Raw genomic sequence first — 22,802 nt, forward strand, 5'->3', positions numbered from 1 at the left:
TAATTCGCAGGATAGCCGTTCCCCCCGCTGATCGGAACCCCCGCATTGCTTGACACCGCCGAAGCCGCGGCCTTTACTGGGCTCCAGCCGGGATTACCGGCCATTCGGTCAGTAAGTCACCGTCCCGGAGGCCTAGCTCGTGACCCGCAACGCCGCGCACGCCATGTTCGACACCGACGAGGCGTCCCGCGCCCTCGGCATCGAACTCGTCGAGGCGGCCGACGGCCGGGCGGTGGCGACGATGAAGGTCACCGAGACGATGGTCAACGGGCACGACATCGCTCACGGCGGTTACGTGTTCCTGCTCGCCGACACCGCTTTCGCCCTCGCCTGCAACACGCACGGACCGGTCACCGTCGCCGCGGGCGCGGAAATCTCGTTCGTCGCCGCCGGAAAACTGGGCGACCACCTCGTCGCGACGGCCGCCGAGCGCACCCGCTACGGCCGCAACGGCATCTACGACGTCACGGTGCACCGGGAGACCCCCGGCGGGCCCGAGGTCGTCGCCGAATTCCGCGGCCGCAGCCGCGTCATCGAGAAAACCCGGGAACCACAGTGACTGCCGATCTCTCCGAAACCCTCAGCGCCGACGAGCTGGCCGCGCTCCAGCTGGAACGGCTGCAGTGGACCCTGCGGCACGCGTACGAGAACGTCCCGCTGTACCGCAAGAAGTTCGCCGAAGCGGGCGTGCACCCGGACGACTGCCGCGAGCTGGGCGACCTGACGAAGTTCCCCTTCACCACCAAGGCCGACCTGCGCGAGAGCTATCCGTTCGGGATGTTCGCGGTGCCGCAGGACCAGATCCGCCGGCTGCACGCGTCCAGCGGCACCACCGGGAAGCCGACCGTCGTCGGATACACCGAGGACGACCTCGACACCTGGGCCACGGTGATGGCGCGCTCGATCCACGCCGCGGGCGGCCGGCCAGGGCACAAGGTGCACGTCGCGTACGGATACGGCCTGTTCACCGGCGGACTCGGTGCGCATTACGGCGCGGAAAAGCTTGGCTGCACGGTGATTCCGGCGTCCGGCGGCATGACCGCCCGGCAGGTCCAGCTGATCACGGACTTCAAGCCGGAAATCATCATGATCACGCCGTCGTACATGCTGACGCTGCTCGACGAGTTCGAGCGCCAGGGCGTGGATCCGCGGGCCAGCTCGCTCAAGGTCGGCATTTTCGGCGCGGAACCGTGGACCGAGCAGATGCGGTCCGAGATCGAGGAACGGTTCGACCTGGACGCGGTCGACATCTACGGCCTGTCCGAGGTGATGGGCCCGGGCGTCGCGCAGGAATGCGCGGAAACCAAGGACGGCCTGCACATCTGGGAGGACCACTTCTTCCCCGAGGTGATCGACCCGTTCACCGAGCAGGTGCTGCCCGAGGGCGAACGCGGCGAACTGCTGTTCACGTCGCTGACCAAGCAGGCGCTGCCGATCATCCGCTACCGCACGCGCGACCTGACGCGTCTGCTTCCCGGCACCGCGCGTCCGGCCTTCCGCCGGATGGAGAAGGTGACCGGCCGCAGCGACGACCTGATCATTGTGCGCGGCGTCAACGTTTTCCCCACGCAGATCGAGGAAATCGTGCTGCGCACCGAGGGACTGAGCCCGCATTTCCAGCTGGTCCGCTCGACCCGCGGCCGCCTGGACCACCTGACTGTGCGCGTCGAAGCCCGCGCCGACACCACCGCCGAGGGCCGGTCCGCGGCGGCGTCCGCGGTGGCCGCCGGGGTGAAGGACGGCGTCGGGGTAAGCGTTTCGGTGGAGGTCGTGGACCCGGACACGCTGGAGCGCTCGCTCGGTAAAATGCGCCGCGTGCTGGACGAACGCTCGTGACCGCCCCCGCCCGCCGCGGCCGGCCCGGCTACGACCTGGAGTCGCTGCTCCAGGTCGCGGTCAAGCTTTTCAACGACCGCGGCTACGACGGGACCAGCATGGAGGACCTGTCGCGCAAGCTCGGCATCACGAAATCCGCGATCTACCACCACGTCCCGAGCAAGGAAGAACTGCTGCGCCTGGCGGTGGACCGGGCTTTGGACGGGCTTTTCGAGGTCGCGGAATCGACGGAGGCACTGGACGGGCGCGCGATCGACCGTCTGGAGCACCTGGTGCGCGGAAGCGTCTTGGTGCTGGCGGACCGGTTGCCGTTCGTGACGCTGCTGCTGCGGGTGCGAGGCAATACGAAGGCCGAACGAGCGGCACTGGCGCGACGGCGCGAGTTCGACCATCTGGTGACGGATCTGGTCAAGCAGGCCGAGGCGGAAGGGGACGTCCGCCCGGACATCGACCCGGCGATCGCGGCGCGGTTGCTGTTCGGGACGGTGAACTCGCTGATCGAGTGGTACCGGCCGCGGCGCGGGGCATCGCCGGAGGAGCTGGCGGACGCGGTGTGCAAGATGGCGTTCGACGGGTTGCGCGCTTGACTGCGGTTCACTGCCAGCTGGCTTCGAAATCAGGGTCGGACTGCTGTATCGCCGCCAGAAAGTCGGCCGCGGCGAATGCTTCGCCAGGGGCCAGCGCGCCAGAGCCTCGGTACCGGCCGTCGAGAAGCCGGACGGCTGCTTCGGCCAGCATCGGGGCGGTCGTGGCGTAGATGTCGCGCCCGGTCGCGCTGCCGCGGCGACGCTGCGCACCGGAGCCGGCTGTCACTTCGACGGCAAAGCGTTGTGCCGAGCGCCCGCGCTCGTCGCCGGCGTGCGGGGCCGGAGTGTCCGGGTCGTGGAGGTCGTCGAGCGGGGCGGTGTTCAGCCAGGAGCGCAGTGTTTTGACCTTGAGATGCCGGTCGATGGTGACGACCTCGGAAAACGGAAGCTCCACAGTGGACTGTGCCCCGATCGGCTCCGGGAAGTCCCACTTGCCGGTCGGCGCCGGGGCGGGGAGCGGGACGAGGGCGCCGTCGCGGATCACCTGCCGAGTCGCGGTGTTGCGCGCGCCGGTGGCCCGGGTGCCCGCCGTGGGCCACCACCGGTCGAGTCCGATGGCGATCTCGGCCTCGGCGGCGGACGTTTCGGGACCGAGCACTGCGGTGAGGAGCAGGTCAGCCAGTCCGCCGTAGAACGCCATGGCGGCCACTACGGCTGTCCCGGCCGAGCGGGCGGGCGCGTCGAGTTCGCGGTAGAGCTGCTGGACGGCTGGCTGCTCAGCGGTGACGTCCAGGTAGTGGGTGCCGGTCTCGACGGCTGCCGTCGCCAGCGGGAGCGCGGTGTCCAGAAACGGTCCGGCGCAGTTGATCACGACCGCGACGTCGTCCAGGAGCGCCCGCAGGCCGGGGCCGTCCTCGATGCTCGCCGCACGCCGGTCCAAATCGGCGAACCGCGGGAGACTGCGCCCCGCGACCACCGGCGGAAGACCGCGGCGCAGCAACTCGGCGACCACGAACCTTCCGGTGTGCCCGCTCGCGCCATAAACCAGAACACGCTGGAAATCTGCCATGACGCCAATCCTGGACGCTGTCCCGCGTCACCAGTGAGTGTCTGAAAGGACGAGTTGCGTACAGTATCGGACATGCCGCGTCTGGTGCTGGTCCTGCATGAGCACGCGATGCTGTACGAGGTCGCGATCGCCGCGGAAGTCTTCGGCGTCGACCGTTCGGCTCTCTCCCCCGTCGGCACCTGGTACGACGTCGTCGTCGCTTGCTCGGACAGGTCGCCGCGGCACTGGCTGCCGCACCTGCCCGCGATCGGCGTCTCGGAAATCGGCGAAGCCGCCGCCGACCTGATCGTGGTCCCTTCCACGGATTCTCCCGGCGAGGAGATCGATCCAGCGCTCGCGGCCGCGCTCCGGGAGGCGCACGCGCGGGGAATCCGGATCGCGGCCCTGTGCACCGGCTCGTTCGTCCTCGCCGAGGCGGGGCTGCTGGACGACCGGATCGCGACCACCCACTGGATGCACGCGGACGACCTGGCCCGCCGTTATCCGCAGGTGAAAGTGCGTTCCGACGTGCTCTACGTCGACGAGGGCGACATCCTCACTTCCGCGGGCAAGACGGCCGCCCTCGACCTGTGCCTGCACCTGGTGCGCCGGGACCTGGGCGCGGCAGTCGCCAACGACCTCGGCCGCAGGCTGGTCGTCCCGCCCCATCGGCACGGCGGCCAGGCGCAGTTCGTGTCGCCGCCGCCTCCCCGCGGAGGTTCCGGACTGGCCCGCACCGCGGAGTGGGCGCGGTCCCGGCTGGACCAGCCGCTCACGGTCGTCGACCTCGCCCGGCACGCCGGACTCAGCTCGCGGCAACTCGCCCGCCGGATGCGTGCCGAATTCGGCACCGCACCGCTGAACTGGCTGCATCAGCAGCGGCTCGCCCGCGCGCAGGAACTTCTCGAGCGCACGGATTCCTCGGTCGGCCAGATCGCCGCGAGCTGCGGAATGGGCAGCGCCGCCACCTTGCGCCGGCACTTCCGCGACGCACTGGGCGTTTCGCCGTCCGAATACCGTGCGACGTTCCGGTTGACCTGATGCAGCGCTAGGGCGTTTCCTCCCGGGCCGGAGCAGGCATAGTCACCACAAACCCGGTACTCCGCCCCACATCGTCCAGCAGCCAGCCCATCCGCTTGACCGTCCGCAGGATCAGCGCCGAGTCCACCACCGACAGCGGCGCCAGGTCCTGTTCCAGATATTCCTGCATCCGCATCGACTCCTCGATCGACCGCATCCACGTGGTCACCAGAAGATTCGCCGGACCGGGCAGGCTCGCCATCTGCCGCACCGTCGGGTTGGCGCGCAAGCGATCCACGCACGTCGACACGTGTGCCACCGGGACCTGGCACCACCAGTTGACCACGATCGGCGACGGCGTCAGCCCCTGTGCGATCTCGCAGCGGAACGTCAACGCATCGGCGCCCAGCAGGTGGCCGAGCTGGCGGCGCACGGTCGACACCGGACGGCCGGTGATCCGCGCCAGGTCCGCGGCGCTGCGCCGGCCGTCCTCGCCCAGGGCCACCGTCAGCGGAGCGTAAGGCTCTTCCCACGGCTGCAGTTTCGCCGTCCGCCCGCCGCCGATGGACGGGAGTTGCGACAGGGCCTGCACGCGCCGTCGGTCGAGTGCGCCCACTCGCCATGAGCTGCCTTCGACGTGCAGTCGCGACGCCAGGTGCGATCGCGTGTTGAGCACGCCGGGCAGGCTGGGGATCGCGTCCAGCAGCAGGGCGGAGAGGTCGCGCAAACCGAGGCCGAAAACGGTCAGCACCAGGCTGTATTCGCGCGAAGCTTCCTCGATGCTGGCCACCGAGGGCCACGTCGACAGTTCCCGGATCAGCTCTCGCACCTGGCCGCTCGCGCAGCGGATTTCCACGTACGCGGCCTGCACCTGGTACAGCCCGGGCACGTGCGGATACGCCGTCACCCACGCCGCTCCCCCGTCGCGCAGCCGCTCCCAGCGCCGGGCCAGCGTCACCGGGGAGGAGTCGAGTGCCGCGGCCAGTTGCGTCCAGGTGGCGCGGGGGCGCAGTTGCAGTGCGTGGATGAGCGAAAAGTCTTCCTCCTCCAGTGCTTCGATCATTGTTTCTTCTCCAGAAGGCGGCTTTGCGAGCGATTCCGACAACTCTAACGCGATATCGGGCGTGAGTTCGCACACTCGACCACCAAGACGCCGTTCCCCGACGAAGAGGAGCCGAGCCGGTGGACCTCCACGAAGACGCCCGCAGCCAGCAGGACGACCTGGCGCAGCTGCGCCGCGAACTGCACCGCGAGCCTGAGATCGGCCTCGACCTGCCGCGCACCCAGGAACGGGTCCTGCGCGAACTCGACGGGCTCGGGCTGGAGATCTCGACCGGAACCGAAACGACGTCGGTGACCGCCGTGCTCCGCGGCGAGGGTTCGGCTCGCGACGCGGCTCAGCCGCGCACGGTTCTGTTGCGGGCGGACATGGACGCGCTTCCGGTTCAGGAGGCGACCGGGCTCGATTTCGCTGCCACCAACGGCGCGATGCACGCGTGCGGCCACGATTTGCACACCACGTCGCTGGTCGGTGCGGCCCGGCTGCTGCACACCCACCGCGACCGGCTCAACGGCGACGTCGTCCTGATGTTCCAGCCCGGCGAAGAAGGCTGGGACGGCGCGGGCGTGATGCTGAAGGAAGGCGTACTCGACGCCGCCGGCCGACGCGTTGACGCCGCGTACGGGCTGCACGTCTTCTCCTCGATGCTGCCCAGCGGCCAGTTCGCCAGCCGTCCCGGAACGCTGATGTCCGCCTCGCACAAGCTGCTGGTGACCGTGCACGGCGAAGGCGGCCACGGGTCGATGCCGCACCGCGCCAAGGACCCGATCTCGGCCGCCGCGGCGATGATTACCGCGCTGCAGACGATGATCACGCGTCGTCTGGACATCTTCGACCCGGCCGTGCTGACCGTCGGCGTCATCCGCGGCGGAACGAAGCGCAACGTCATCCCGGCGACCGCCGAGTTCGAGGCCACCGTCCGCTGCTTCTCCGACGACACCGCCGCGCTGCTCGACACCGCGATCCGCGAAACGATCGACGGTGTCGCGCGGGCGAACGGCGTCACCGCGGATGTCGTGTTCGAGAACGAATATCCAGTGACCGTAACGGATGCCGACGAGACGGCGTTCGGCGCCGAGGTCGTCCGCGAGACGATCGGCGAGCAGTACTACACCGATCTGCCCAACCCGGTCGCCGGTTCCGAGGACTTCTCCCGCGTGCTCGCCGCGGTGCCGGGAACCTTTCTCGGCCTCGGCGCGCTGATGCCGGGCCTCGAACCGCACACCGCGCCCAACAACCACAGCCCGTACGCCGATTTCGACCCGTCCGTGCTGTCCCGTGCCGCCACCGTTTACGCCGAACTCGCCGTCCGCCGGCTCGACCGGTTCGCCGAAGGAGCACTGCGATGACTTCTGTGGTCCCAGACCGGCGCCGCACCCTCTTGGGGCTCGGTGCCGGCAACGCGATGGAATGGTTCGACTGGAACGTCTACGCCACGTTCGCGTCGTTCTTCGCCGCGCAGTTCTTCAACGCCCACAGCGCGGTTTCGGCTCTGCTGAGCACGCTGGCGGTGTTCGCGGTCGGGTTCGCCGCGCGGCCGATCGGCGGGTGGGTGTTCGGCTGGATCGCCGACCGCAAGGGCCGGCAGCTGGCGATGTCGCTGACCGTCGCGATCGCCGCCGCGGGCAGCCTGGTCATCGGCCTTTCCCCGACCTACGGCCAAATCGGCGTGTGGGCGTCGGTGATCCTCGTGGTCGCGCGGCTGGCGCAAGGCCTCGCGCACGGCGGCGAACTGCCGTCCGCGCAGACCTACATCGCCGAAGTCGCGCCGCCCGCCCGCCGCGGACTGTGGTCGAGCCTCATCTACTTCTCCGGCACCTGCGGCGTGCTCGTCGGCACCCTGCTCGGCGCGGTGCTCTCCGGCGTGCTGAGCCACGAGCAGATGCTCTCCTTCGGCTGGCGGATCCCGTTCATCCTCGGCGGCGTTTTCGGGATCTACTCGCTTTACGTGCGGCTGCGCATGCGCGAGACCGAGGTTTTCCAGGCCGCGAAGAAGGACACGGCGAAGGAGAAGGGCCAGATCTGGCAGACGATCAAGCAGAACCCGAAGCTGCTCGCGCAGGTCGTCGGGCTCACCGTCGGCGCGACGGTCATCTACTACATGTGGGCCGTCGCCGCGCCGTCGTACGCGATCACCGTGCGCGGCGTCCCCCCGACCGGCGCGCTGTGGGCGGGCGTGTTCGCGAACGTGGTCTTCCTGGTCGCCTTGCCGCTGTGGGGCATGCTGTCCGACCGCATCGGCCGCAAACCGGTGCTGTTCCTCGCGATCGCGGGCCTGCTCCTGCTGAGCTTCCCGCTGAACGCGATGGTCGGGCACGAACCGTGGCAGCTGTTCGTGGCGATGTCGATCGCGCTGCTGTTCATGGCCGGGTTCTCCTCGATCGGCCCGGCGGTCTACGCGGAGATCTTCCCGACCCGCATCCGAGCGGTCGGAGTCGGCGTGCCGTATTCGATCGCGGTCGCGGCCTTCGGCGGCACGGCGCCGTACTTGCAGACGCTGTTCGCCGGGAACGGGCATCCGTCGCTGTTCATCATCTACGGGATCGTGCTGATGGTGGTCAGTGCGCTGGTGGTGTTCACGCTGCCGGAAACCCGGGGCGTGGACCTGCGGGAGAAGGCCGAGACCCCCGACCGGGCGGTCACCGGGTCAGGGGCGTAAGGCCGGGTAGGGCTTCAGCGTGATGGCGTTCGCCGAGCGCTGAAGCCCGCCCAGCATCCGGTGCCTGCCCGGCAGATGCGGCAGCGCACGCAGGAAGGCGTTGCGCAACCGGATGCCAGTCCGGGTCCGCGGGGCGAATCCGCTGGCTCCGCCGGGCGGGCGTTTCCGGTTCGCTGCCACGTAATCCCGCATCTCGTCGGCGTAGCGGGCGAAGGCGGTCCTCGGATCGTCCACAGTGGATAGTTCACCGGCGAGGACGTAGGCGCCGACGAGCGCCAGGCTGGTTCCCATGCCGAGCGAGCCGCCGAAGGCCGCGTCGCCGAGCAGGACCGTGCGGCCGCGGTGCCATTCGGTCAGCCGGACCTCCCCGGCGCGGGAGAAGTACAGGTCGTCCGGGAGCTGCTCCAGGAGCGCGGGGATTTCCCATCCGGCGCCGGCGAACGCCTCGGCGACCACCGCGGCCGGGTTTTCTTCCGGGGCAAGCGGTTTCGGCGAGACGAAACCGACCAGGACCCGGCATTCTCCCGAGGCGCCCAACGGGTACAGCATGACGACGCGGCCGCCGACGCCGTTGCCCGCGGGCAGGTTGCAGACGGTCTCCCAGCCGTCGAGGTCGAGCCGCGTCCGGGCCGGGAAGTACCCGAGGTGGTAGCCCAGGTCGCGAACGGAGTCCGGGCCGAACACCAGCGACCGCACACCCGAGCCGATTCCGTCCGCGCCGACCACGACGTCGAACGTTCGCGCCGGCCCGCGAGCGAAGGCGGCACGGATCCCGTCGGGCTTTTCGTCCAGCGCGGTGATTTCGGTGCGGTACTCGATGTCGACGCCAGCGGCGTCGTGCAGGATCCGGACGAGGTCGCTGCGAAGGATTTCGAGGTCCGCGACCACCCCGCCGGAATCGCCGAGCGCGTCCGCCGCCATCTCCGCCGCTCGACGGCCGCGTTCGTCGACCCACGCGATGCCGCGGATGCCGGTGTGCGCGGCGCGGACTTCGTCCAGCAGTCCCATCCGCGCGACGACCTCCCGGGCCGCGCCGCGAAGGTCGACCGCCTGCCCGCCCTGGCGCGGGCCAGGGGCGCGTTCGACCAGCGTCGGGTGAAAACCGTGCTGCCGCAGCCAGTAAGCGAGGGATAGTCCGGCGACACCCGCGCCGGAAATCAGGACAGTGCGCATGTGTACACCGTACGAGCGCTTTTCCGGCGAGTACCTTTGTTCTAGTGCAGTTCTTCTGCCGCACCACAAGAGCGGCGGAGCGCACTAGTGCACTGGAGGCGGCGATGGACCCCGCGCCCTACCAGCGGATCGTGGCCGAGATCCGCGAGCGCATCACGAGCGGGCGGCTCCGGCCGGGTGACCGCGCGCCGTCGACCCGGCAGATCACCCGGGAATGGGGCGTCGCGATGGCGACCGCGACGAAGGTCATCGCCGAACTGCGCGACCAAGGGCTGGTCGACCCCAAACCGGGCGCGGGCACCGTCGTGCGTTCGGTGCGGCGGGAACGGGAACCGGAGCTGAGCCGGGACCGGATCGTGCGCGTCGCCGTCGAAATCGCCGACGCGGACGGGTTGCCCGCGGTGTCGATGCGGCGGATCGCCACCGAACTCGGCGCGGCGACGATGTCGCTGTACCGGCACGTCGGCGACAAGGACGAACTGGTCCACCTGATGGCCGACGTCGTCGCGGGCGAAGAGATCCGCCGCGAACCGCCGGTTCCGTGGCGTGCGTGCCTGGAACACACCGTCCGTCTCTTGTGGACGGTGTGCCGGCGTCATCCGTGGGTCGCCGAGGCGCTGTCCATGACGCGGCCGCGGCCCGCGCCGAATCTGATGCGCTACTCCGAGTGGGCGCTGGCCGCACTGCACCGGGCCGGGCTGCCCGAGGGGGAACTGCTTCTCGTGCACCTGAATCTGTTCGGCCACGTCCGGGGCCTGGCGCTCACCTGGCAGTCGGAGGCGTGGGCGCGCCAGGACACCGGCCTCGCCAACGACGCGTGGCTCGACGGCCACGAGGCCGAGTTCCGCCGGATCGTCGAGACCGGCCGCTACCCCGCCCTCGACCGCCTGACGAGCATCCAGACCCGGCTCACCCTCGACCAGACCTTCGAGTACGGCCTGCGTCTGCTCCTCGACGGCGTCGAACGGCGGCTGAACCGTCCTTGAGCCGGCTCAGGGCTGATTCTCCCCGAGCTGCCACCACAGCGCCGCCCTCAGGTGTTCGATCAGCGTCTCGTCGTCCTCCTCGGTCGGCTCGGCCCCCAGCGGGACCCAGCGCTCCTCCACCAGTTCGCCGTCGTCGTAGCTGCTGATCAGTATTCCCGGATACGACACCGTCAGCTCGTCCTCCGGGCAGCCGGTCGCGCACGGCCGGTCGTCCATCCGGACGTGCCGGCAGTGCAGCCGCACCCCGACCCACCGGCCGGGCGGCCGAGGCCGCTGGTCCGTGCCCTCCATCACCCGCTCCCGCTCCGCCCCAGGTCCCCCGGCTGAAGGTCGCGGCCGGGGGCGCCGGAGTTACCGGCCGGTTGTTCCGGTTGGGTAACGGCATCCGGCGCCGGCGGCTCCGCGCCGTGTTGACAACGACGTCGCCCGGCGGCGAGGCTGGCCCGGTGAGCAGCGGAACCCGGCGGCGGCTGGACCCCGCCGAGCGCCGCGCGGAGATCCTCGCCGCGGCCCGGCGGTGCTTCGGCGCGGGCAGCTACTCCTCGGTGTCCACTTCGGACATCGCGGCGGCGGCGGGAGTGGCCCGGCCGCTGATCAACCACTATTTCGGCGGCAAACGCGAGCTGTATCTCGAAGTGGTGCGGCAGATGACGATCGTGCCGGCCCCGGTCGTCGACGCGCTGCCGGACGGCCCGCCGCGGCTGCGTCTCGAGGTCGGCATCGACCGGTGGATCGACGTCGTGGAACGCAACCGCGACGCCTGGCTCACGGTGATCGACGCGGCGCACGACCCGGAGGTCGAGCGGATCATGCGGGAGGCGGACGAGATCGCCGCCGACCGCGTGCTCGCCGCCGCCCTGCTGCCCGCGAACGGGCATCCGCAGCTGCGGGCGATGATCCGCGCATACGGCGGCATGCTGCGCGCCGCGTCCCGGGAATGGCTGGTCCGCGGCACACTGGAACGAGCCGAACTGCGCACGTTCCTGGTCGAAACGCTGGTGCAACTGCTGGAAACCACCTACCCGGCCGTGCTGGCGCAGCACACCTCCGGAGCGGGCAGCGGCGGCTGAACCGCCCGGAACGCGGGCAGGATCGTCAGGACAGCGGCCACCGCCATCGCGGCGCCGAGGACGATCGGCGCGCGCAGGCCGTACGGTTCGATCAGGCTGGCCCCGACCGACGAGCCGAGCATCACCCCGAGCGTGATGAACGACGAGTGCACCGTGTTGACCAGCGGGCTCGGGTTCCCGGCCCGCTGCACCCGCACCGCCATCGCCGGGTTCATCGTCACCCCGGCCAGTCCGATCGCGAGCAGGAACCCCACCGCCGCCGCGGGCACGTCGGTGAACAGCGCGAAGCCGGTGAGGAAGAGCGCGTTCAGGAGCGTGCCGGCGGCGAGCGTCGAGACGGGGTGCCGGTCGGCGAGCCTGCCGACGACGCTGTTGCCGACGACCGTGGCCGCGCCGTAGCCGAGCAGCAGCACCGGGACCGTGTCCGCGGAGAACCCGCTCACCTGGGTCAGGATCGGAGTGAAGAAGCTGAACGCGGAAAACGTCGCGCCGATGATCAGCGTGCTGGAGACGAGCGCGAGAAGCAGCCGCGGACGACGGAAAACGCGGAAGTCCGCGGCTTCCCGGCGTTCGGCCCGCCCCGGATCGCGCACCTGGAACTGAGTCAGCAGCGCGGCGAGGACGGTCAGCACGGTGATCGTCCAGAACGCCGCCCGCCAGCCGAAATGGCCGCCCGCGAAGGTCGCCAGCGGCAGCCCGAGCAGGGTGCCGAGCATGAGCCCGTTCATCGCGACGCCGATCGCCCGGCCGCGCATCCGTTCGCCGGCCAGCTGCCCGCACAGGGAGATCGCGATGCCGAAGAACGCTTGGGACGCGACGCCGCTGACCACGCGGGCGACCACCATCGCCGAATACGTCGTCGCGAGCGCGGCCAGCACGTTGCCGGCCAAGAACACCGCGAAGACGACCATCAGCGCGGCTTTCGGCCGGACGCGCAGCAAAGCCACCGTCAGCACCGGGCCGCCGACCGCCATCGCGACGGCGAACACGGTGATGAGATAGCCGATCTGCGCGACCTCGACGCCGAGTCCGGCGGCTAGCTGCGGCATCAGCCCGGCTACCGCGAATTCGCTGGTGACCATGGCGAAGATGCCAGCGGCCAGTACATAGACCGCGGACGGCACACGGGACATGGGAAACCCTTTCCTGTAACGATCGGTTCAAAACTTGGCCAGCGGGAAGCCGGAAGGGACGGGATTACGGACGAAGCGCCCGGGCGGCCGCCTGGACGATGTCGGCAAGCCGGGCCAGCGGCGCACCGCCTTGCGCGGAGATCCGCAGCCCCGCGACGCTGGCGTTCACATACGCGGCCAGCCCCTCCGCCGGAACCTCAGCGGTGACTTCACCCGCCGCTTGACCTGCCCGCAAGAGGTCGGTCAGCAAGCGCAGCCGGGCATCGGTGTCCCGGGCCACCTGCTCCAGGAACTCCGCGTTCTCGGTGTCGCCGGCCAGTTCCGCGACGGAGTTGACCGCGAGACATCCGCTCGGCGCACCGGTGCTCGACCGCTCGGCTTCCTCGAGGACCACCTTCGTCAGGTAAGCCTCGATCCGCGACACCGCGTCGCCCTTCTTCGCGATGACCTCGGCCGTGGCTTGCGCGGTGGCATCGAGATAGCGGGCAAGGCATTCCGCGAACAGCGCGCCTTTGCTGCCGAACGTGTTGTACAGGCTGCTGCGGCCGAGACCGGTTGCCTGACACAGTTCTTCGGCGCTGGTCGCGTGAAAGCCGCGCCGCCAGAACAGCTCAGTGGCGGCGGTGAGCACTTGCTCGCGATCGAAGGTACGCGGTCGGGCCATGCGGGCAGCCTACGGCATTGTGTAACGCAGTGTCCATAACGGGGGGCTCAGCGGTTGCGACGGGCGTACGCGGCGGGCGTCGTGCCGGTCCAGCGTTTGAAGGCGTAGATGAAGCTCGACGCTTCGGCATAGCCAAGACGCAAGGCGACGTCGTCAACGGACAATGCGCCGGTGTCGAGCATCTCCTCCGCGAGCGTCTGGCGGACTTCGTCGAGCAGCTGGCGGTAGCCGGTACCCGCTTCGGTCAGCCGCCGGCGCAGGGTTCGCGTGCTGAGGGTGAGCTGGCGGGCGATCTCGTCCATCCCGGCGTCCGCGCCGCCCAGCCGCACCAGTCGTTCGCGCACCAGCTGCGGGACTCCCGAGCGTGCGCGGCGGCGGGCGACCAGGGCGTCGCATTGCGCGGCGCACAGTGCGACGGTTTGTTCGTTGGCCTGCGGCAACGGGCGGTTCAGCAGATCGGGGTCGAAGATCGCCTGATGCTCGGCCGCACCGAAAATCGGGTCGATCCCGAAAGCCGTCCGGTACGAGTCCACAAAGGACGAAGACGGAAAACGGAACTCCAGTCCCGCCAGGGAAATCTCCGGCAGCAGGTCCCGCATGACGGTGCAGATCGCGGACAGGTCGCGCAGCGCGAGGAACCGGGCGACGTCGTCTGGCACCCGCGAATCGTCCAGCACCAGGCGGAGTCCGGCAGCGTCCAGCTCGACGTGCGGAATACAGAAGGTGAAGGACAAATCCAGATACCGCAACGCGAAGACCATCGCGTCGCGCATCGTCGGGCTGCTGATGCAGGCGAAGCCGAAAATGCCGAACGTCGTCACGCGGTACCGGCAGCCGAGGCTGAGCGCGACGTCGTCGCCCGAGCCGACCGTCGCCAGCAAGGCGCGCACCACCGCCAGCTCCTGCCGCGCGTCGAGCTGCCGATCCGGCGCGCGCAGTTCCTCGACCTGGAGGCCGGGCAGCGAGACGCCGCGGTCCTCGGCGAACCGGTGCATGAGCAGGACGCTCGCCGTGCCGCGCGGGAAGTCCCAGTCGCGGATGGCGGGTGCGGCTAGCTCGGCCATGGCCGGAATTATGGATGAACCGGCCGCCCGCGTGCCGTTCGAGGGCCAAAACTGTCGGGGCCGCTCGTTAAGCTCCCGCCGTGCACCTTTCCCGCCGCGTCCTCAACCGCGCGACCCTCCACCGGCAACTGCTCCTCAAGCCCGCCAAGATGCCGGTTCTCGACGCCGTCGCACACCTCGCCGGCCTGCAAGCGCAGGCTCCGTCCCCGCCGTATTACGCGTTGTGGTGCCGGGTGCAAGGGTTTCAGCCGGACCAACTGGCGAGCCTGCTGCTCGACCGCAGCGTGGTGCGGATGGTGCTGATGCGCGGCACCGTGCACCTCGTCCCGGCCGCCGACGCGCTGGCGTGGCGTCCGCTCGTGCAGGTCGTCATGGACCGCGCCCTGACCGCGGCCAACCAGCACCGGGAACCGCTGGCGAAACTCGACCACGACGCGGTGGCGAAGACGACCGCCGAACTGCTGCGCGAACGGCCGTATTCGAGCGATCAGCTCGGCAAGGCGCTGGTCGAGCACTATCCGGAGACACCGGCCGCGTCGCTGATGTTCCTCGTCCGGGCCATCCTGCCGCTCGTGCAGATCCCGCCGCGCGGCGTGTGGGGCAAGGCCGGGCAGCCGACCTACCAGGTCGCGGACCATTGGCTCGACGGCGTCGCCGCGCCGGAACCGTCCGCCGCCGAACTGATCCGCCGCTACCTCGCCGCGTTCGGCCCGGCGACGGTGGCGGACATGCAGGCCTGGGCGGGCGTCACGAAGCTCGGCGAGGTGGTCGAGGGGATGGATCTGCGCACCTACCGCGCTCCCGAAGGCCGCACGCTCTACGACCTGCCGGACGCCACGCTGCCCGACGAGGACACGCCCGTCCCGCCGCGGCTGCTCGGTCCGTTCGACCAGACGCTGCTGTCCTACGCCGACCGCACGCGGATGATCAGCGACGAGCACCGCAAGCGCGTGATCACCGTCAACGGCCTGGTCAAAGGCACCCTCCTGGTCGACGGCCAGGTCCGCGGCGGTTGGGAAACCACGACCACCCGCGGGTCGGCGACGCTGGTCCTCACGCCGTTCGAACGGCTCTCGAAACGCGACACCGCCGCGCTGGAGAGCAACGCGCGGAAGCTGCTCGCCTGGACCGAACCCGGCAAGACGCACGAGGTCCAGGTCGTGCCCGGATAACCGCGTCCACTGGCCGGAATTCTCGATCGAGTGGCCGTTCGTGCCCTTCCGCACCGGCGGCCGCCTGCGTAGCTTCGGCCTATGGACGACACCCCGTCGGTGCTGATAGTGGGCACCGGATTCGGCGGAATCGGCGCCGCGATCGAGCTGAAGCGCGCCGGTTTCCCGAACGTCACGATCCTGGAGCGGGCGACCGAACCGGGCGGCGTGTGGCGCGAGAACACCTATCCCGGCGCGGCCTGCGACATCCCGTCGCCGCTGTACTCGTTCTCCTACGAGCCCAACCCGGACTGGCCGAAGCGGTACGCGATGCAGCCGGACATCCACGCCTACCTCAAGCGCGTCATCGCGAAGTACGGCATCGAACCGCACATCCGCTACGGCCGCGAAGTCACGTCCGCGACCTACGACAACGGCCGCTGGCGGGTCGAAACCGCGCAGGGCGAAACGTTCGAGGCGGACGTCTTCGTGCCCGCCGTCGGCCAGTTGTCGCGGCCCGCGTTCCCCTCGATCCCCGGCCGCGAGACCTTCTCCGGCGAAGCATTCCATTCCGCGGAGTGGAACCACGAAATCTCGTTGGCGGGCAAGCGGATCGCGGTGATCGGCACCGGCGCGAGCGCGATCCAGTTCGTGCCGGAGATCCGCAAGGAAGCCGCGCACGTCACCATTTTCCAGCGCACGCCGCCGTACACCATGGCCAAGAACGACGGCCGCTACAAAGCCTGGCAGCAGCGGCTTTTCCGTCGCCTGCCGAAGACACAGCTGCTCGGCCGCGCGCGGATCTTCCTGCTCGCCGAGTACGCCACCTACGGCATGACGAAACACCCGGTGCTGACCAAGATCTTCGAGCTGCGCACCGCTCAGCTGCGCCGGCGTCATCTCAAGGACCGCACGCTGCGCCGCAAAGTCACGCCGAACTATCCGTTGGGCTGCAAGCGGATCCTGTTCACCAACGACTACCTGCCCGCGCTCGCCCAGCCGAACGTCTCCGTCGAAACGTCCTCGATCACGGAGATCACCCCGCGCGGCGTGCGCACCGCGGACGGCGTGGAGCACGAGGCGGACGTGCTGATCTACGGCACCGGATTCAAGGCGACGGAATTCCTCGGCCCGATGAAGGTGTTCGGCCGCGACGGCCGGTCGCTGGCCGAGGCGTGGAGCGGCGGCGCGCGGGCGTACCTCGGCTTGACCGTGCCGGGATTTCCGAACATGTTCTGCGTCTACGGCCCCAACACCAACCTCGGCGCCGGTTCGATCATCTACATGATCGAGCGGCAAGCCCGCTATCTCCGCCAGGCTGTCGAGCACCTCGCCCGGCCGGGCGTCGCGGCGCTGGAGGTGCGGGCCGAGGTCGAACAGCGTTACGACCGCGAAGTGCAAGCGCGGCTTTCGCACAGCGTCTGGAGCGGCTGCACGAGCTGGTACCGCCAGGAAAACGGCCGGGTGAGCACCAACTGGCCCGGACTGGTCACCGAATACGACCGCCGGACCAGGGTCCTCGACCCGGCCGACTACCTGGTGCGCTCGTGAGTGGCGATCACGGTGAGAACCGTGATCGCCACTCACGAGCTTTTCCTCAGGGCAGGTTCTTCAGGCCCGCGCTGACCGTGTTGGCGAAGGAGTAGCCGTTCGACGCGTCCCAGTTGATGGACCAGGTCATCGCGCCGCGGAACTCCGGATACGTGGTCGACGGCTTGAACGACGCGCAGCCGGTGCCCTTGGCCATGCAGTTCATCGCCGACACGACGTTCGACGGCGACTGGTACCCGCCGCCCGCCGCCGAGCCCGAGGCCGGCAGCCCGAACGCGACCTGGTCGGCCCGCAGGCCGCCCTGCAGCTGGATGCACGAGAGCGCGGTGAGGAAGTCGACGGTGCCCTGGGAGTAGACGTTCCCGTTGCAGCCGTTCATCGCGCCCGAGTTGTAGTACTGCATGTTGACGACGGTGAGGATGTCCTTGACGTTCAGCGCCAGCTGGAAGTAGCCGCCCTGGGTGGACTGCATGTCGATCGTCTGCGGCGCCATGGTGATCACCGAGCCGCCGCCGTCGTGGATGCTGCGCAGCGCCTGTCCCATGTAGGTGGCGTTGATGCCGTTCTCCAGGTCGATGTCGACGCCGTCGAAGCCGTAAGTGGAGATCAGCTGCTTCACCGAGCTGGCGAAGTTGCTCGCCGACTGGCTGTCGCCGACGCTGATCGTGCCCTTCTCGCCGCCGACCGAGATGATCACCTTCTGGCCGCGCGCCTGCACGGTCTTGATGTCCGCGCGGAACTGCGCGTCGGTGTAGCCGCCGAGTTTCGCCGACAACGCCGGGTCGAGAGTGAAGCTCACCGCGCCGGGCGTCGTGGTGGCGTCGGCGAAAGCGATCGCGATGACGTTGTACGTCGTGGGCACGTCCGCGAGCTTCAGCGTCTTCGCGCCGTTGTCGAAGTTCTGCCAGTAGCCGGTGAGGATGTGCTTCGGCAGGTCGCCGTTGTGCGGCGGCGTGCTGGTGGTCGTAGTCGGGGTGGTCGGCGTCGTGGGAGTGGTGGACTTCGTCGGCGAAGTCGGTGTGGTGGACGTCGTGGGCGGGGTGCCGGGGCCGTCGAGGTTGACGTCGTCGGCGAGGTAGGCGGGCTGGCCGTACCAGCCGTGCAGGTACACCGTGAGGCTCGTGGAGGAGCCGGTGGTGAAGCTCAGGCTGAGCTGCTGCCAGCCGGTCGCGCCGGGCGTCCAGGTGTTCTGCACCGCGGAGCCGGAGACGCCGAGGTAGACGTAGCTGCCCTGGACCCACGCGGACAGCTTGTACGCGGTGTTAGGCGCCACGGTGACCTGCTGGGAGCACTGCCCGGTGTCGGAGCCCGAGGGCGCCGCGCTCAGCGAGTGGCTGCCGTCGTGCGCCTGGGCCGACACGACCGAGGCGGTGCCGGTGCAGGTCCAGCCGGAGAGCGAGCCGCTCTCGAAGCCGGGATTGGCGAGGATGTTCGCGGCCGAAGCGCTGCCGGTGCCGAGGGCCAGCGTGACACCGAGCGCGAGCGCGACCGAGGCCAGCAGGGACACCAGGGCAGGCAGCCGCCGGGGGGACGGGTGTGGGGACACGGGCAGACCTCCGCACGACAGTGAGCCAGGTCACCTCAAAATGGACTAGACCAATACGGATGTCAAGGAACTTCCGGAGGTGCTTCGGCGGGCCATGCGCGGCGGGCCGGGCGGGCAGCGGCACAATGCAGGCTCGGAGCAACCCGAGACGAAGCAGGAGCCTGGTTTTGAGCGTGCAGTCGGTCGAGCAGCGGATCGCCGAAGAGCTGGGGGTGCGCGAAGGGCAGGTCAAGGCCGCCGTGACCCTCCTCGACGAGGGGTCCACGGTGCCGTTCATCGCCCGGTACCGCAAGGAAGTCACCGGAGAGCTGGACGACGCGCAGCTGCGCACGCTCGAGGAGCGGCTGCGCTACCTGCGCGAGCTGGACGAGCGCCGCGCCGCGGTCCTGGAGTCCATCCGGAGCCAGGGCAAGCTGGACGAGGCCCTCGAGGCGCAGATCCTCGCCGCGGACACCAAGTCGCGGCTGGAGGACATCTACCTCCCGTACAAGCCGAAGCGGCGGACCAAGGCGCAGATCGCCCGCGAGGCCGGCCTGGAGCCGCTGGCCGACGGCCTGCTGAACGACCCGACGAAGGACCCACAGGCGGCCGCCGCGGTGTTCGTCGACGCGGACAAGGGCGTCGCGGACGCGCAGGCCGCCCTCGACGGCGCGCGCGCCATCCTGGTCGAGCGCTTCGCCGAGGACGCCGACCTGATCGGCGAGCTGCGCGAGAAGATGTGGGCCGAGGGCCACCTGTCGTCGAAGGTCCGCCCGGGCAAGGAGACCGACGGGGCCAAGTTCTCCGACTACTTCGACTTCTCCGAGCCCTACACCAAGCTCCCCTCGCACCGGATCCTCGCGATGCTGCGCGGCGAGAAGGAGGAGATCCTCGATCTCACGATGGAGCCGTCCGAGCCGGTGGCCGAGGACGCTCCGGTCCGCGTCGGCCCGACCGAGTACGAGCAGCGCATCGCCGCCCGGTTCGGGATCAGCCAGCAGGACCGCCCGGCGGACAAGTGGCTCGGCGACACCGTGCGCTGGGCCTGGCGCACCAAGATCCTCCTGCACCTGGGCATCGACCTGCGGATGCGGCTGCGCCAGTCGGCCGAGGACGACGCCGTGCGCGTGTTCGCGGCGAACCTGCGCGACCTGCTGCTGGCCGCCCCGGCGGGCACCCGCGCGACGATGGGCCTCGACCCGGGCTTCCGCACCGGCGTGAAGGTGGCCGTGGTCGACCCGACCGGCAAGGTCGTCGACACCCACGTGATCTACCCGCACCAGCCGGCGAACAAATGGGACCAGTCGATCGCCGAGCTGGCGGCGCTGGCCAAGAAGCACAACGTCGACCTGATCTCGATCGGCAACGGCACCGCCTCGCGCGAAACCGACAAGCTGGCGATCGAGCTGATCAAGAAGCACCCGGAGCTGAAGCTCACCAAGGCGGTCGTGTCCGAGGCGGGCGCGTCGGTGTACTCGGCTTCGGCGTTCGCTTCGCAGGAACTGCCGGGCATGGACGTCTCGCTGCGCGGCGCGGTCTCGATCGCGCGGCGGCTGCAGGACCCGCTGGCCGAACTGGTGAAGATCGACCCGAAGTCGATCGGCGTCGGCCAGTACCAGCACGACCTGTCCGAGGTGTCGCTGTCGCGGTCGCTGGACGCGGTGGTCGAGGACTGCGTGAACGCGGTCGGCGTGGACGTGAACACCGCGTCCGCGCCGCTGCTGACGCGGGTTTCGGGCATCACGACGTCGCTCGCGGAGAACATCGTGGCGCACCGGGACAGCAACGGCCCGTTCCGCACCCGCACCGCGCTCAAGGAGGTCCCGCGGCTCGGCCCGAAGGCGTTCGAGCAGTGCGCGGGCTTCCTCCGCATCCCGGACGGCGACGACCCGCTCGACGCGTCCTCGGTGCACCCGGAGGCCTACCCGGTCGTGCGGCGGATCCTCGACCGCACCGGCACCGGCATCCGCGAGCTGATCGGCAACGCGCGGACCCTGCAGTCGCTGAAGCCCGCCGAGTTCGTCGACGACACCTTCGGGCTCCCGACGGTCACCGACATCCTGGCCGAGCTGGAGAAACCGGGCCGCGACCCGCGTCCGGCGTTCAAGACCGCGACCTTCGCCGAGGGCGTCGAGAAGATCGCCGACCTCAAGCCGGGCATGCGCCTGGAGGGCGTGGTGACGAACGTGGCCGCGTTCGGCGCGTTCATCGACGTCGGCGTGCACCAGGACGGCCTCGCGCACGTTTCGGCGCTGTCGAAGAACTTCGTGAAGGACCCGCGCGACGTCGTGAAGCCGGGCGACATCGTCAAGGTGAAGGTGCTGGACGTCGACGTGCCGCGCAAGCGGATCTCGCTGACGCTGCGCTTGGACGACGAGCCCGGCGCGGGCAACAACCGCGGCGGTGGCGGCGGCCGGGACCGCGGCCAGAGCGGCGGCGGTCAGCGCCGGAACCAGCCGCAGCAGCGCGGCGGCCGGGACCGTCGTGACTCCGGAGGCGGCGGCGCGATGGCGGAAGCGCTGCGGCGCGCCGGATTCGGCAAGTAACGCAGAGACGGAAACGGCCTCCACGCTTTCGAGCGCGGAGGCCGTTTCCGTGGGGTGGCTTACGGATTCATCTCGTACGCGCCGGAAAGCTCGCGCACCTTCTCCCACACGCGGCCGAACCGTTCGTGGTCCACCACCGGCTTCCGCAGCGCGGCCAGTGCCAGCTCCTGCTGCTTCTCCGTGGAACTCGGCTTCCCGTGCAGCTCGACCGCCGCGACGCTGAAGTCCTGCACCAGCACGGCGAACAGCTGGTCCAGCACATCGTCGGACACGCCGGTCAGCTCGGCCTGCTCCAGGATCAGCTGCCCGTACACGACGAGGGTGAACAGCTCGGTCAGCGCGAGCCCGAAGTCCAGGTCCTTCTGCTGCGCCTCGTCCGGCGTCGCCTCGGAAAGCAGGCGCACCAGCACGTCGGCCTGTTCGGTGAACCGGGCGACGTTCGGCAGGTGCTTCGCGTTCTCGTACGCCGGTTTCCAGTCGTGGAACCGGATCTTCGACAACCCGCGCGCCGGGCCCTGGCGGAACAGGAAATCGTCGTCGGAGGCGTCGTCGCGGGTCGGCACCGCCGGGTATTCCTGCGGGGCGAACAGGTACGCGGGCATGAACTTCGCGATCAGCGCGAGGTTCACCGCGACCGTGCCCTCAAGTTTGGGCAGGCCGTCGATGTCGTTCTTGGCCATCGCGAGATAGGTGTCGGCCTCGAACCCCTTGGCCGCCACGACGTCCGCGACCAGCCCGATCACCTTCTGCGCCTCGGTGGTCACCTTCATCTTGGTGATCGGGTTGTACAGCAGGTAGCGGCGGTCCTGCTGGTTCGCCGAGCGGAAGTAGTCGATCGCGCGGTCGGAGAACAGCTTCATCCCGGTCAACCGCGCGTAGGCCTCGACGAATTCGCGGCGCACGTGCGGGAAATCGGTGACCGGGTTGCCGTACAGGATCCGGTTCTGCGCGTGCGTGATCGCCTCGTACAGCGAATGCGTCGCCATTCCGATGCCGCCGAAGCACAGGTTGAACTTGCCGATGTTGACCGTGTTCAGCGCGGCACTGAAGGCTTCAGCCCCAGTGTGGAGAATGTCCTCGGCGCGCACCGGGTAATCCTCGAGGCGGAATTCCGCGACGTACATCTGCGACGGCACGATGTTCTTCACGACGTGGTAATTCGGGTGCTCGGAATCGGCGTAGAAGAACACGTACTGCTCAGGTCCTTCGACGCCGTCGATCCGGCCGAACACCGACACCGTGCGCGCGCAGTTTCCATTGCCGATGTAGTACTTCGACCCGTTCGCACGGTAGCCGCCCTCGCCGTCCGGGGTGAGCACGAGGTCGGTGGAGTAAATGTCCGCGCCGTGTTCTTTTTCGGACAGTCCGAACGCGCCGACGCCACCCTCGGCCAATGCTTCCGCGGCACGCTTGCGGGCGGCCGCGTTTCCGCTCTGCCATACCGGTCCGAGGCCGAGAACGGTAACTTGAAAGGGGTACCAATAATTGAGTCCATAGAAGCCGAGAATTTCCGCCAGCGCGGCGATCCGGCTGGTGTCCCAGCGTTTGTCCGGATTTCCGGCGGAATCCGCGGCCGGGGTCAGGAAGGTGGCGAACAGTCCTTCCTTGCCCGCGAACTCCAGGAAATCGGCGTAGAACTCGCGGTCGTGATACGCCTGCGCGAGACGGCGTTTGCCGCGCGCTTCGAACCAGTCGATCGTCGCCCGCAGCAAGCGCTGGGTCTCCGGGTCGAACTTCCGGGCGTCGTAGTCCCGCGGGTTCAGCAGCGCCGTCGCCGTTTCGCTCATCG

At 69.4% G+C, this 22,802-nt stretch carries 20 protein-coding genes; 11 read left to right on the forward strand and 9 right to left on the reverse strand.

Annotated elements, in window-relative coordinates; genetic code table 11:
* Positions 1 to 163: 163 nt before the first annotated feature.
* Genes paaI through F9C12_RS15895 form a run of 3 tightly spaced genes read left to right on the forward strand, consistent with a single transcriptional unit; the run spans position 164 to position 2,423 of the window.
* Positions 164 to 559 carry a hydroxyphenylacetyl-CoA thioesterase PaaI gene (gene paaI / locus F9C12_RS15885; protein ID WP_409187093.1) on the forward strand — a complete coding sequence of 132 codons (396 nt, stop codon included), beginning with the start codon at positions 164 to 166 and terminating at the stop codon, positions 557 to 559.
* Positions 556 to 1,836 (forward strand): phenylacetate--CoA ligase PaaK, encoded by a 1,281-nt coding sequence (paaK, locus tag F9C12_RS15890; protein WP_409466381.1) that lies wholly within the window; start codon positions 556 to 558, stop codon positions 1,834 to 1,836. The genes paaI and paaK overlap by 4 nt, the downstream gene beginning before the upstream one ends.
* Positions 1,833 to 2,423, forward strand: a complete 591-nt coding sequence (locus tag F9C12_RS15895; protein WP_009073839.1) for a TetR/AcrR family transcriptional regulator — start codon at positions 1,833 to 1,835, stop codon at positions 2,421 to 2,423. The genes paaK and F9C12_RS15895 overlap by 4 nt, the downstream gene beginning before the upstream one ends.
* 7 nt (positions 2,424 to 2,430) lie before the next feature.
* Here F9C12_RS15895 and F9C12_RS15900 read toward each other — a convergent pair whose 3' ends face one another.
* Entirely contained in the window at positions 2,431 to 3,432 is a 1,002-nt protein-coding gene (locus tag F9C12_RS15900; protein WP_409466382.1) for a saccharopine dehydrogenase family protein, read from the reverse strand.
* A 72-nt stretch (positions 3,433 to 3,504) separates the two neighbouring features.
* On the opposite strand from F9C12_RS15900, the gene F9C12_RS15905 reads away from it, so the two are divergent.
* On the forward strand, positions 3,505 to 4,452 hold the full coding sequence (locus F9C12_RS15905) for a GlxA family transcriptional regulator (RefSeq protein WP_409466383.1): 948 nt from the start codon (positions 3,505 to 3,507) through the stop codon (positions 4,450 to 4,452).
* A 7-nt stretch (positions 4,453 to 4,459) separates the two neighbouring features.
* Here the strand turns inward: F9C12_RS15905 and F9C12_RS15910 are convergent, their stop codons facing one another.
* On the reverse strand, positions 4,460 to 5,494 hold the full coding sequence (locus F9C12_RS15910) for an Lrp/AsnC ligand binding domain-containing protein (RefSeq protein WP_409466384.1): 1,035 nt from the start codon (positions 5,492 to 5,494) through the stop codon (positions 4,460 to 4,462).
* Positions 5,495 to 5,613: 119 nt separating this feature from the next.
* Here F9C12_RS15910 and F9C12_RS15915 point away from each other — a divergent pair, with 119 nt between their 5' ends.
* On the forward strand, positions 5,614 to 6,840 hold the full coding sequence (locus tag F9C12_RS15915; protein WP_409182741.1) for a M20 family metallopeptidase: 1,227 nt from the start codon (positions 5,614 to 5,616) through the stop codon (positions 6,838 to 6,840).
* Positions 6,837 to 8,150 (forward strand): MFS transporter, encoded by a 1,314-nt coding sequence (locus F9C12_RS15920; RefSeq protein ID WP_409466385.1) that lies wholly within the window; start codon positions 6,837 to 6,839, stop codon positions 8,148 to 8,150. Before F9C12_RS15915 ends, F9C12_RS15920 begins: the two co-directional genes overlap by 4 nt.
* Here F9C12_RS15920 and F9C12_RS15925 read toward each other — a convergent pair.
* The gene (locus F9C12_RS15925) at positions 8,139 to 9,323 is read right to left on the reverse strand and encodes an FAD-dependent monooxygenase (protein ID WP_409466386.1); all 1,185 of its coding nucleotides are present in this window, start codon (positions 9,321 to 9,323) and stop codon (positions 8,139 to 8,141) included. The genes F9C12_RS15920 and F9C12_RS15925 overlap by 12 nt on opposite strands.
* Before the next feature lie 104 nt (positions 9,324 to 9,427).
* Here F9C12_RS15925 and F9C12_RS15930 point away from each other — a divergent pair, with 104 nt between their 5' ends.
* Entirely contained in the window at positions 9,428 to 10,309 is an 882-nt protein-coding gene (locus F9C12_RS15930; protein ID WP_409466387.1) for a TetR/AcrR family transcriptional regulator C-terminal domain-containing protein, read from the forward strand.
* Between the two features lie 6 nt (positions 10,310 to 10,315).
* Here F9C12_RS15930 and F9C12_RS15935 read toward each other — a convergent pair whose 3' ends face one another.
* Positions 10,316 to 10,600, reverse strand: coding sequence for a hypothetical protein (locus tag F9C12_RS15935; protein WP_409182745.1), 285 nt, complete (start codon positions 10,598 to 10,600; stop codon positions 10,316 to 10,318).
* 155 nt (positions 10,601 to 10,755) lie between these two features.
* Between F9C12_RS15935 and F9C12_RS15940 the strand changes: the two genes are divergently transcribed.
* The gene (locus tag F9C12_RS15940; RefSeq protein WP_409466388.1) at positions 10,756 to 11,379 is read left to right on the forward strand and encodes a TetR/AcrR family transcriptional regulator; all 624 of its coding nucleotides are present in this window, start codon (positions 10,756 to 10,758) and stop codon (positions 11,377 to 11,379) included.
* Here the strand turns inward: F9C12_RS15940 and F9C12_RS15945 are convergent.
* From F9C12_RS15945 to F9C12_RS15955, 3 genes are all read right to left on the reverse strand, one after another.
* Positions 11,328 to 12,512 (reverse strand): MFS transporter, encoded by a 1,185-nt coding sequence (locus tag F9C12_RS15945; RefSeq protein WP_409466389.1) that lies wholly within the window; start codon positions 12,510 to 12,512, stop codon positions 11,328 to 11,330. The two genes, F9C12_RS15940 and F9C12_RS15945, sit on opposite strands and share 52 nt — an antisense overlap.
* Before the next feature lie 64 nt (positions 12,513 to 12,576).
* Positions 12,577 to 13,176, reverse strand: a complete 600-nt coding sequence (locus tag F9C12_RS15950; RefSeq protein ID WP_409466390.1) for a TetR/AcrR family transcriptional regulator — start codon at positions 13,174 to 13,176, stop codon at positions 12,577 to 12,579.
* 47 nt (positions 13,177 to 13,223) lie between these two features.
* On the reverse strand, positions 13,224 to 14,240 hold the full coding sequence (locus tag F9C12_RS15955) for an AraC family transcriptional regulator ligand-binding domain-containing protein (protein WP_409466391.1): 1,017 nt from the start codon (positions 14,238 to 14,240) through the stop codon (positions 13,224 to 13,226).
* Positions 14,241 to 14,320: 80 nt separating this feature from the next.
* Between F9C12_RS15955 and F9C12_RS15960 the strand changes: the two genes are divergently transcribed.
* Together F9C12_RS15960 and F9C12_RS15965 are read left to right on the forward strand one after the other, a co-directional pair.
* The gene (locus F9C12_RS15960) at positions 14,321 to 15,412 is read left to right on the forward strand and encodes a winged helix DNA-binding domain-containing protein (protein WP_409466392.1); all 1,092 of its coding nucleotides are present in this window, start codon (positions 14,321 to 14,323) and stop codon (positions 15,410 to 15,412) included.
* Positions 15,413 to 15,493: 81 nt separating this feature from the next.
* Positions 15,494 to 16,942 (forward strand): flavin-containing monooxygenase, encoded by a 1,449-nt coding sequence (locus F9C12_RS15965; RefSeq protein ID WP_409466393.1) that lies wholly within the window; start codon positions 15,494 to 15,496, stop codon positions 16,940 to 16,942.
* 46 nt (positions 16,943 to 16,988) lie between these two features.
* Here the strand turns inward: F9C12_RS15965 and F9C12_RS15970 are convergent, their stop codons facing one another.
* A complete protein-coding gene (locus tag F9C12_RS15970) occupies positions 16,989 to 18,488 on the reverse strand; it encodes a chitinase (protein WP_409466394.1) in 1,500 nt (499 codons plus the stop codon).
* A 125-nt stretch (positions 18,489 to 18,613) separates the two neighbouring features.
* Between F9C12_RS15970 and F9C12_RS15975 the strand changes: the two genes are divergently transcribed.
* Complete coding sequence (locus F9C12_RS15975; RefSeq protein WP_409466395.1) at positions 18,614 to 21,013, forward strand: Tex family protein; 2,400 nt, start codon at positions 18,614 to 18,616, stop codon at positions 21,011 to 21,013.
* 59 nt (positions 21,014 to 21,072) lie between these two features.
* On the opposite strand, the gene F9C12_RS15980 is transcribed toward F9C12_RS15975, so the two are convergent.
* Positions 21,073 to 22,800 (reverse strand): acyl-CoA dehydrogenase, encoded by a 1,728-nt coding sequence (locus tag F9C12_RS15980; protein WP_409466396.1) that lies wholly within the window; start codon positions 22,798 to 22,800, stop codon positions 21,073 to 21,075.
* Between the last annotated feature and the right edge of the window lie 2 nt (positions 22,801 to 22,802).

The sequence above is a fragment of the Amycolatopsis sp. GA6-003 genome, assembly GCF_046267895.1.
In the GTDB taxonomy this organism is placed as follows: domain Bacteria; phylum Actinomycetota; class Actinomycetes; order Mycobacteriales; family Pseudonocardiaceae; genus Amycolatopsis.

Coding starts and splice junctions, on each gene's coding strand:
- F9C12_RS15975 (WP_409466395.1), top strand. CDS start 18,614: ATGCAGGCTCGGAGCAACCCGAGACGAAGCAGGAGCCTGGTTTTGAGC.
- F9C12_RS15910 (WP_409466384.1), bottom strand. CDS start 5,494: ATGATCGAAGCACTGGAGGAGGAAGACTTTTCGCTCATCCACGCACTG.
- F9C12_RS15945 (WP_409466389.1), bottom strand. CDS start 12,512: ATGTCCCGTGTGCCGTCCGCGGTCTATGTACTGGCCGCTGGCATCTTC.
- paaI (WP_409187093.1), top strand. CDS start 164: ATGTTCGACACCGACGAGGCGTCCCGCGCCCTCGGCATCGAACTCGTC.
- F9C12_RS15925 (WP_409466386.1), bottom strand. CDS start 9,323: ATGCGCACTGTCCTGATTTCCGGCGCGGGTGTCGCCGGACTATCCCTC.
- F9C12_RS15920 (WP_409466385.1), top strand. CDS start 6,837: ATGACTTCTGTGGTCCCAGACCGGCGCCGCACCCTCTTGGGGCTCGGT.
- F9C12_RS15955 (WP_409466391.1), bottom strand. CDS start 14,240: ATGGCCGAGCTAGCCGCACCCGCCATCCGCGACTGGGACTTCCCGCGC.
- F9C12_RS15950 (WP_409466390.1), bottom strand. CDS start 13,176: ATGGCCCGACCGCGTACCTTCGATCGCGAGCAAGTGCTCACCGCCGCC.
- F9C12_RS15930 (WP_409466387.1), top strand. CDS start 9,428: ATGGACCCCGCGCCCTACCAGCGGATCGTGGCCGAGATCCGCGAGCGC.
- F9C12_RS15980 (WP_409466396.1), bottom strand. CDS start 22,800: ATGAGCGAAACGGCGACGGCGCTGCTGAACCCGCGGGACTACGACGCC.
- F9C12_RS15935 (WP_409182745.1), bottom strand. CDS start 10,600: ATGGAGGGCACGGACCAGCGGCCTCGGCCGCCCGGCCGGTGGGTCGGG.
- F9C12_RS15900 (WP_409466382.1), bottom strand. CDS start 3,432: ATGGCAGATTTCCAGCGTGTTCTGGTTTATGGCGCGAGCGGGCACACC.
- F9C12_RS15905 (WP_409466383.1), top strand. CDS start 3,505: ATGCCGCGTCTGGTGCTGGTCCTGCATGAGCACGCGATGCTGTACGAG.
- F9C12_RS15965 (WP_409466393.1), top strand. CDS start 15,494: ATGGACGACACCCCGTCGGTGCTGATAGTGGGCACCGGATTCGGCGGA.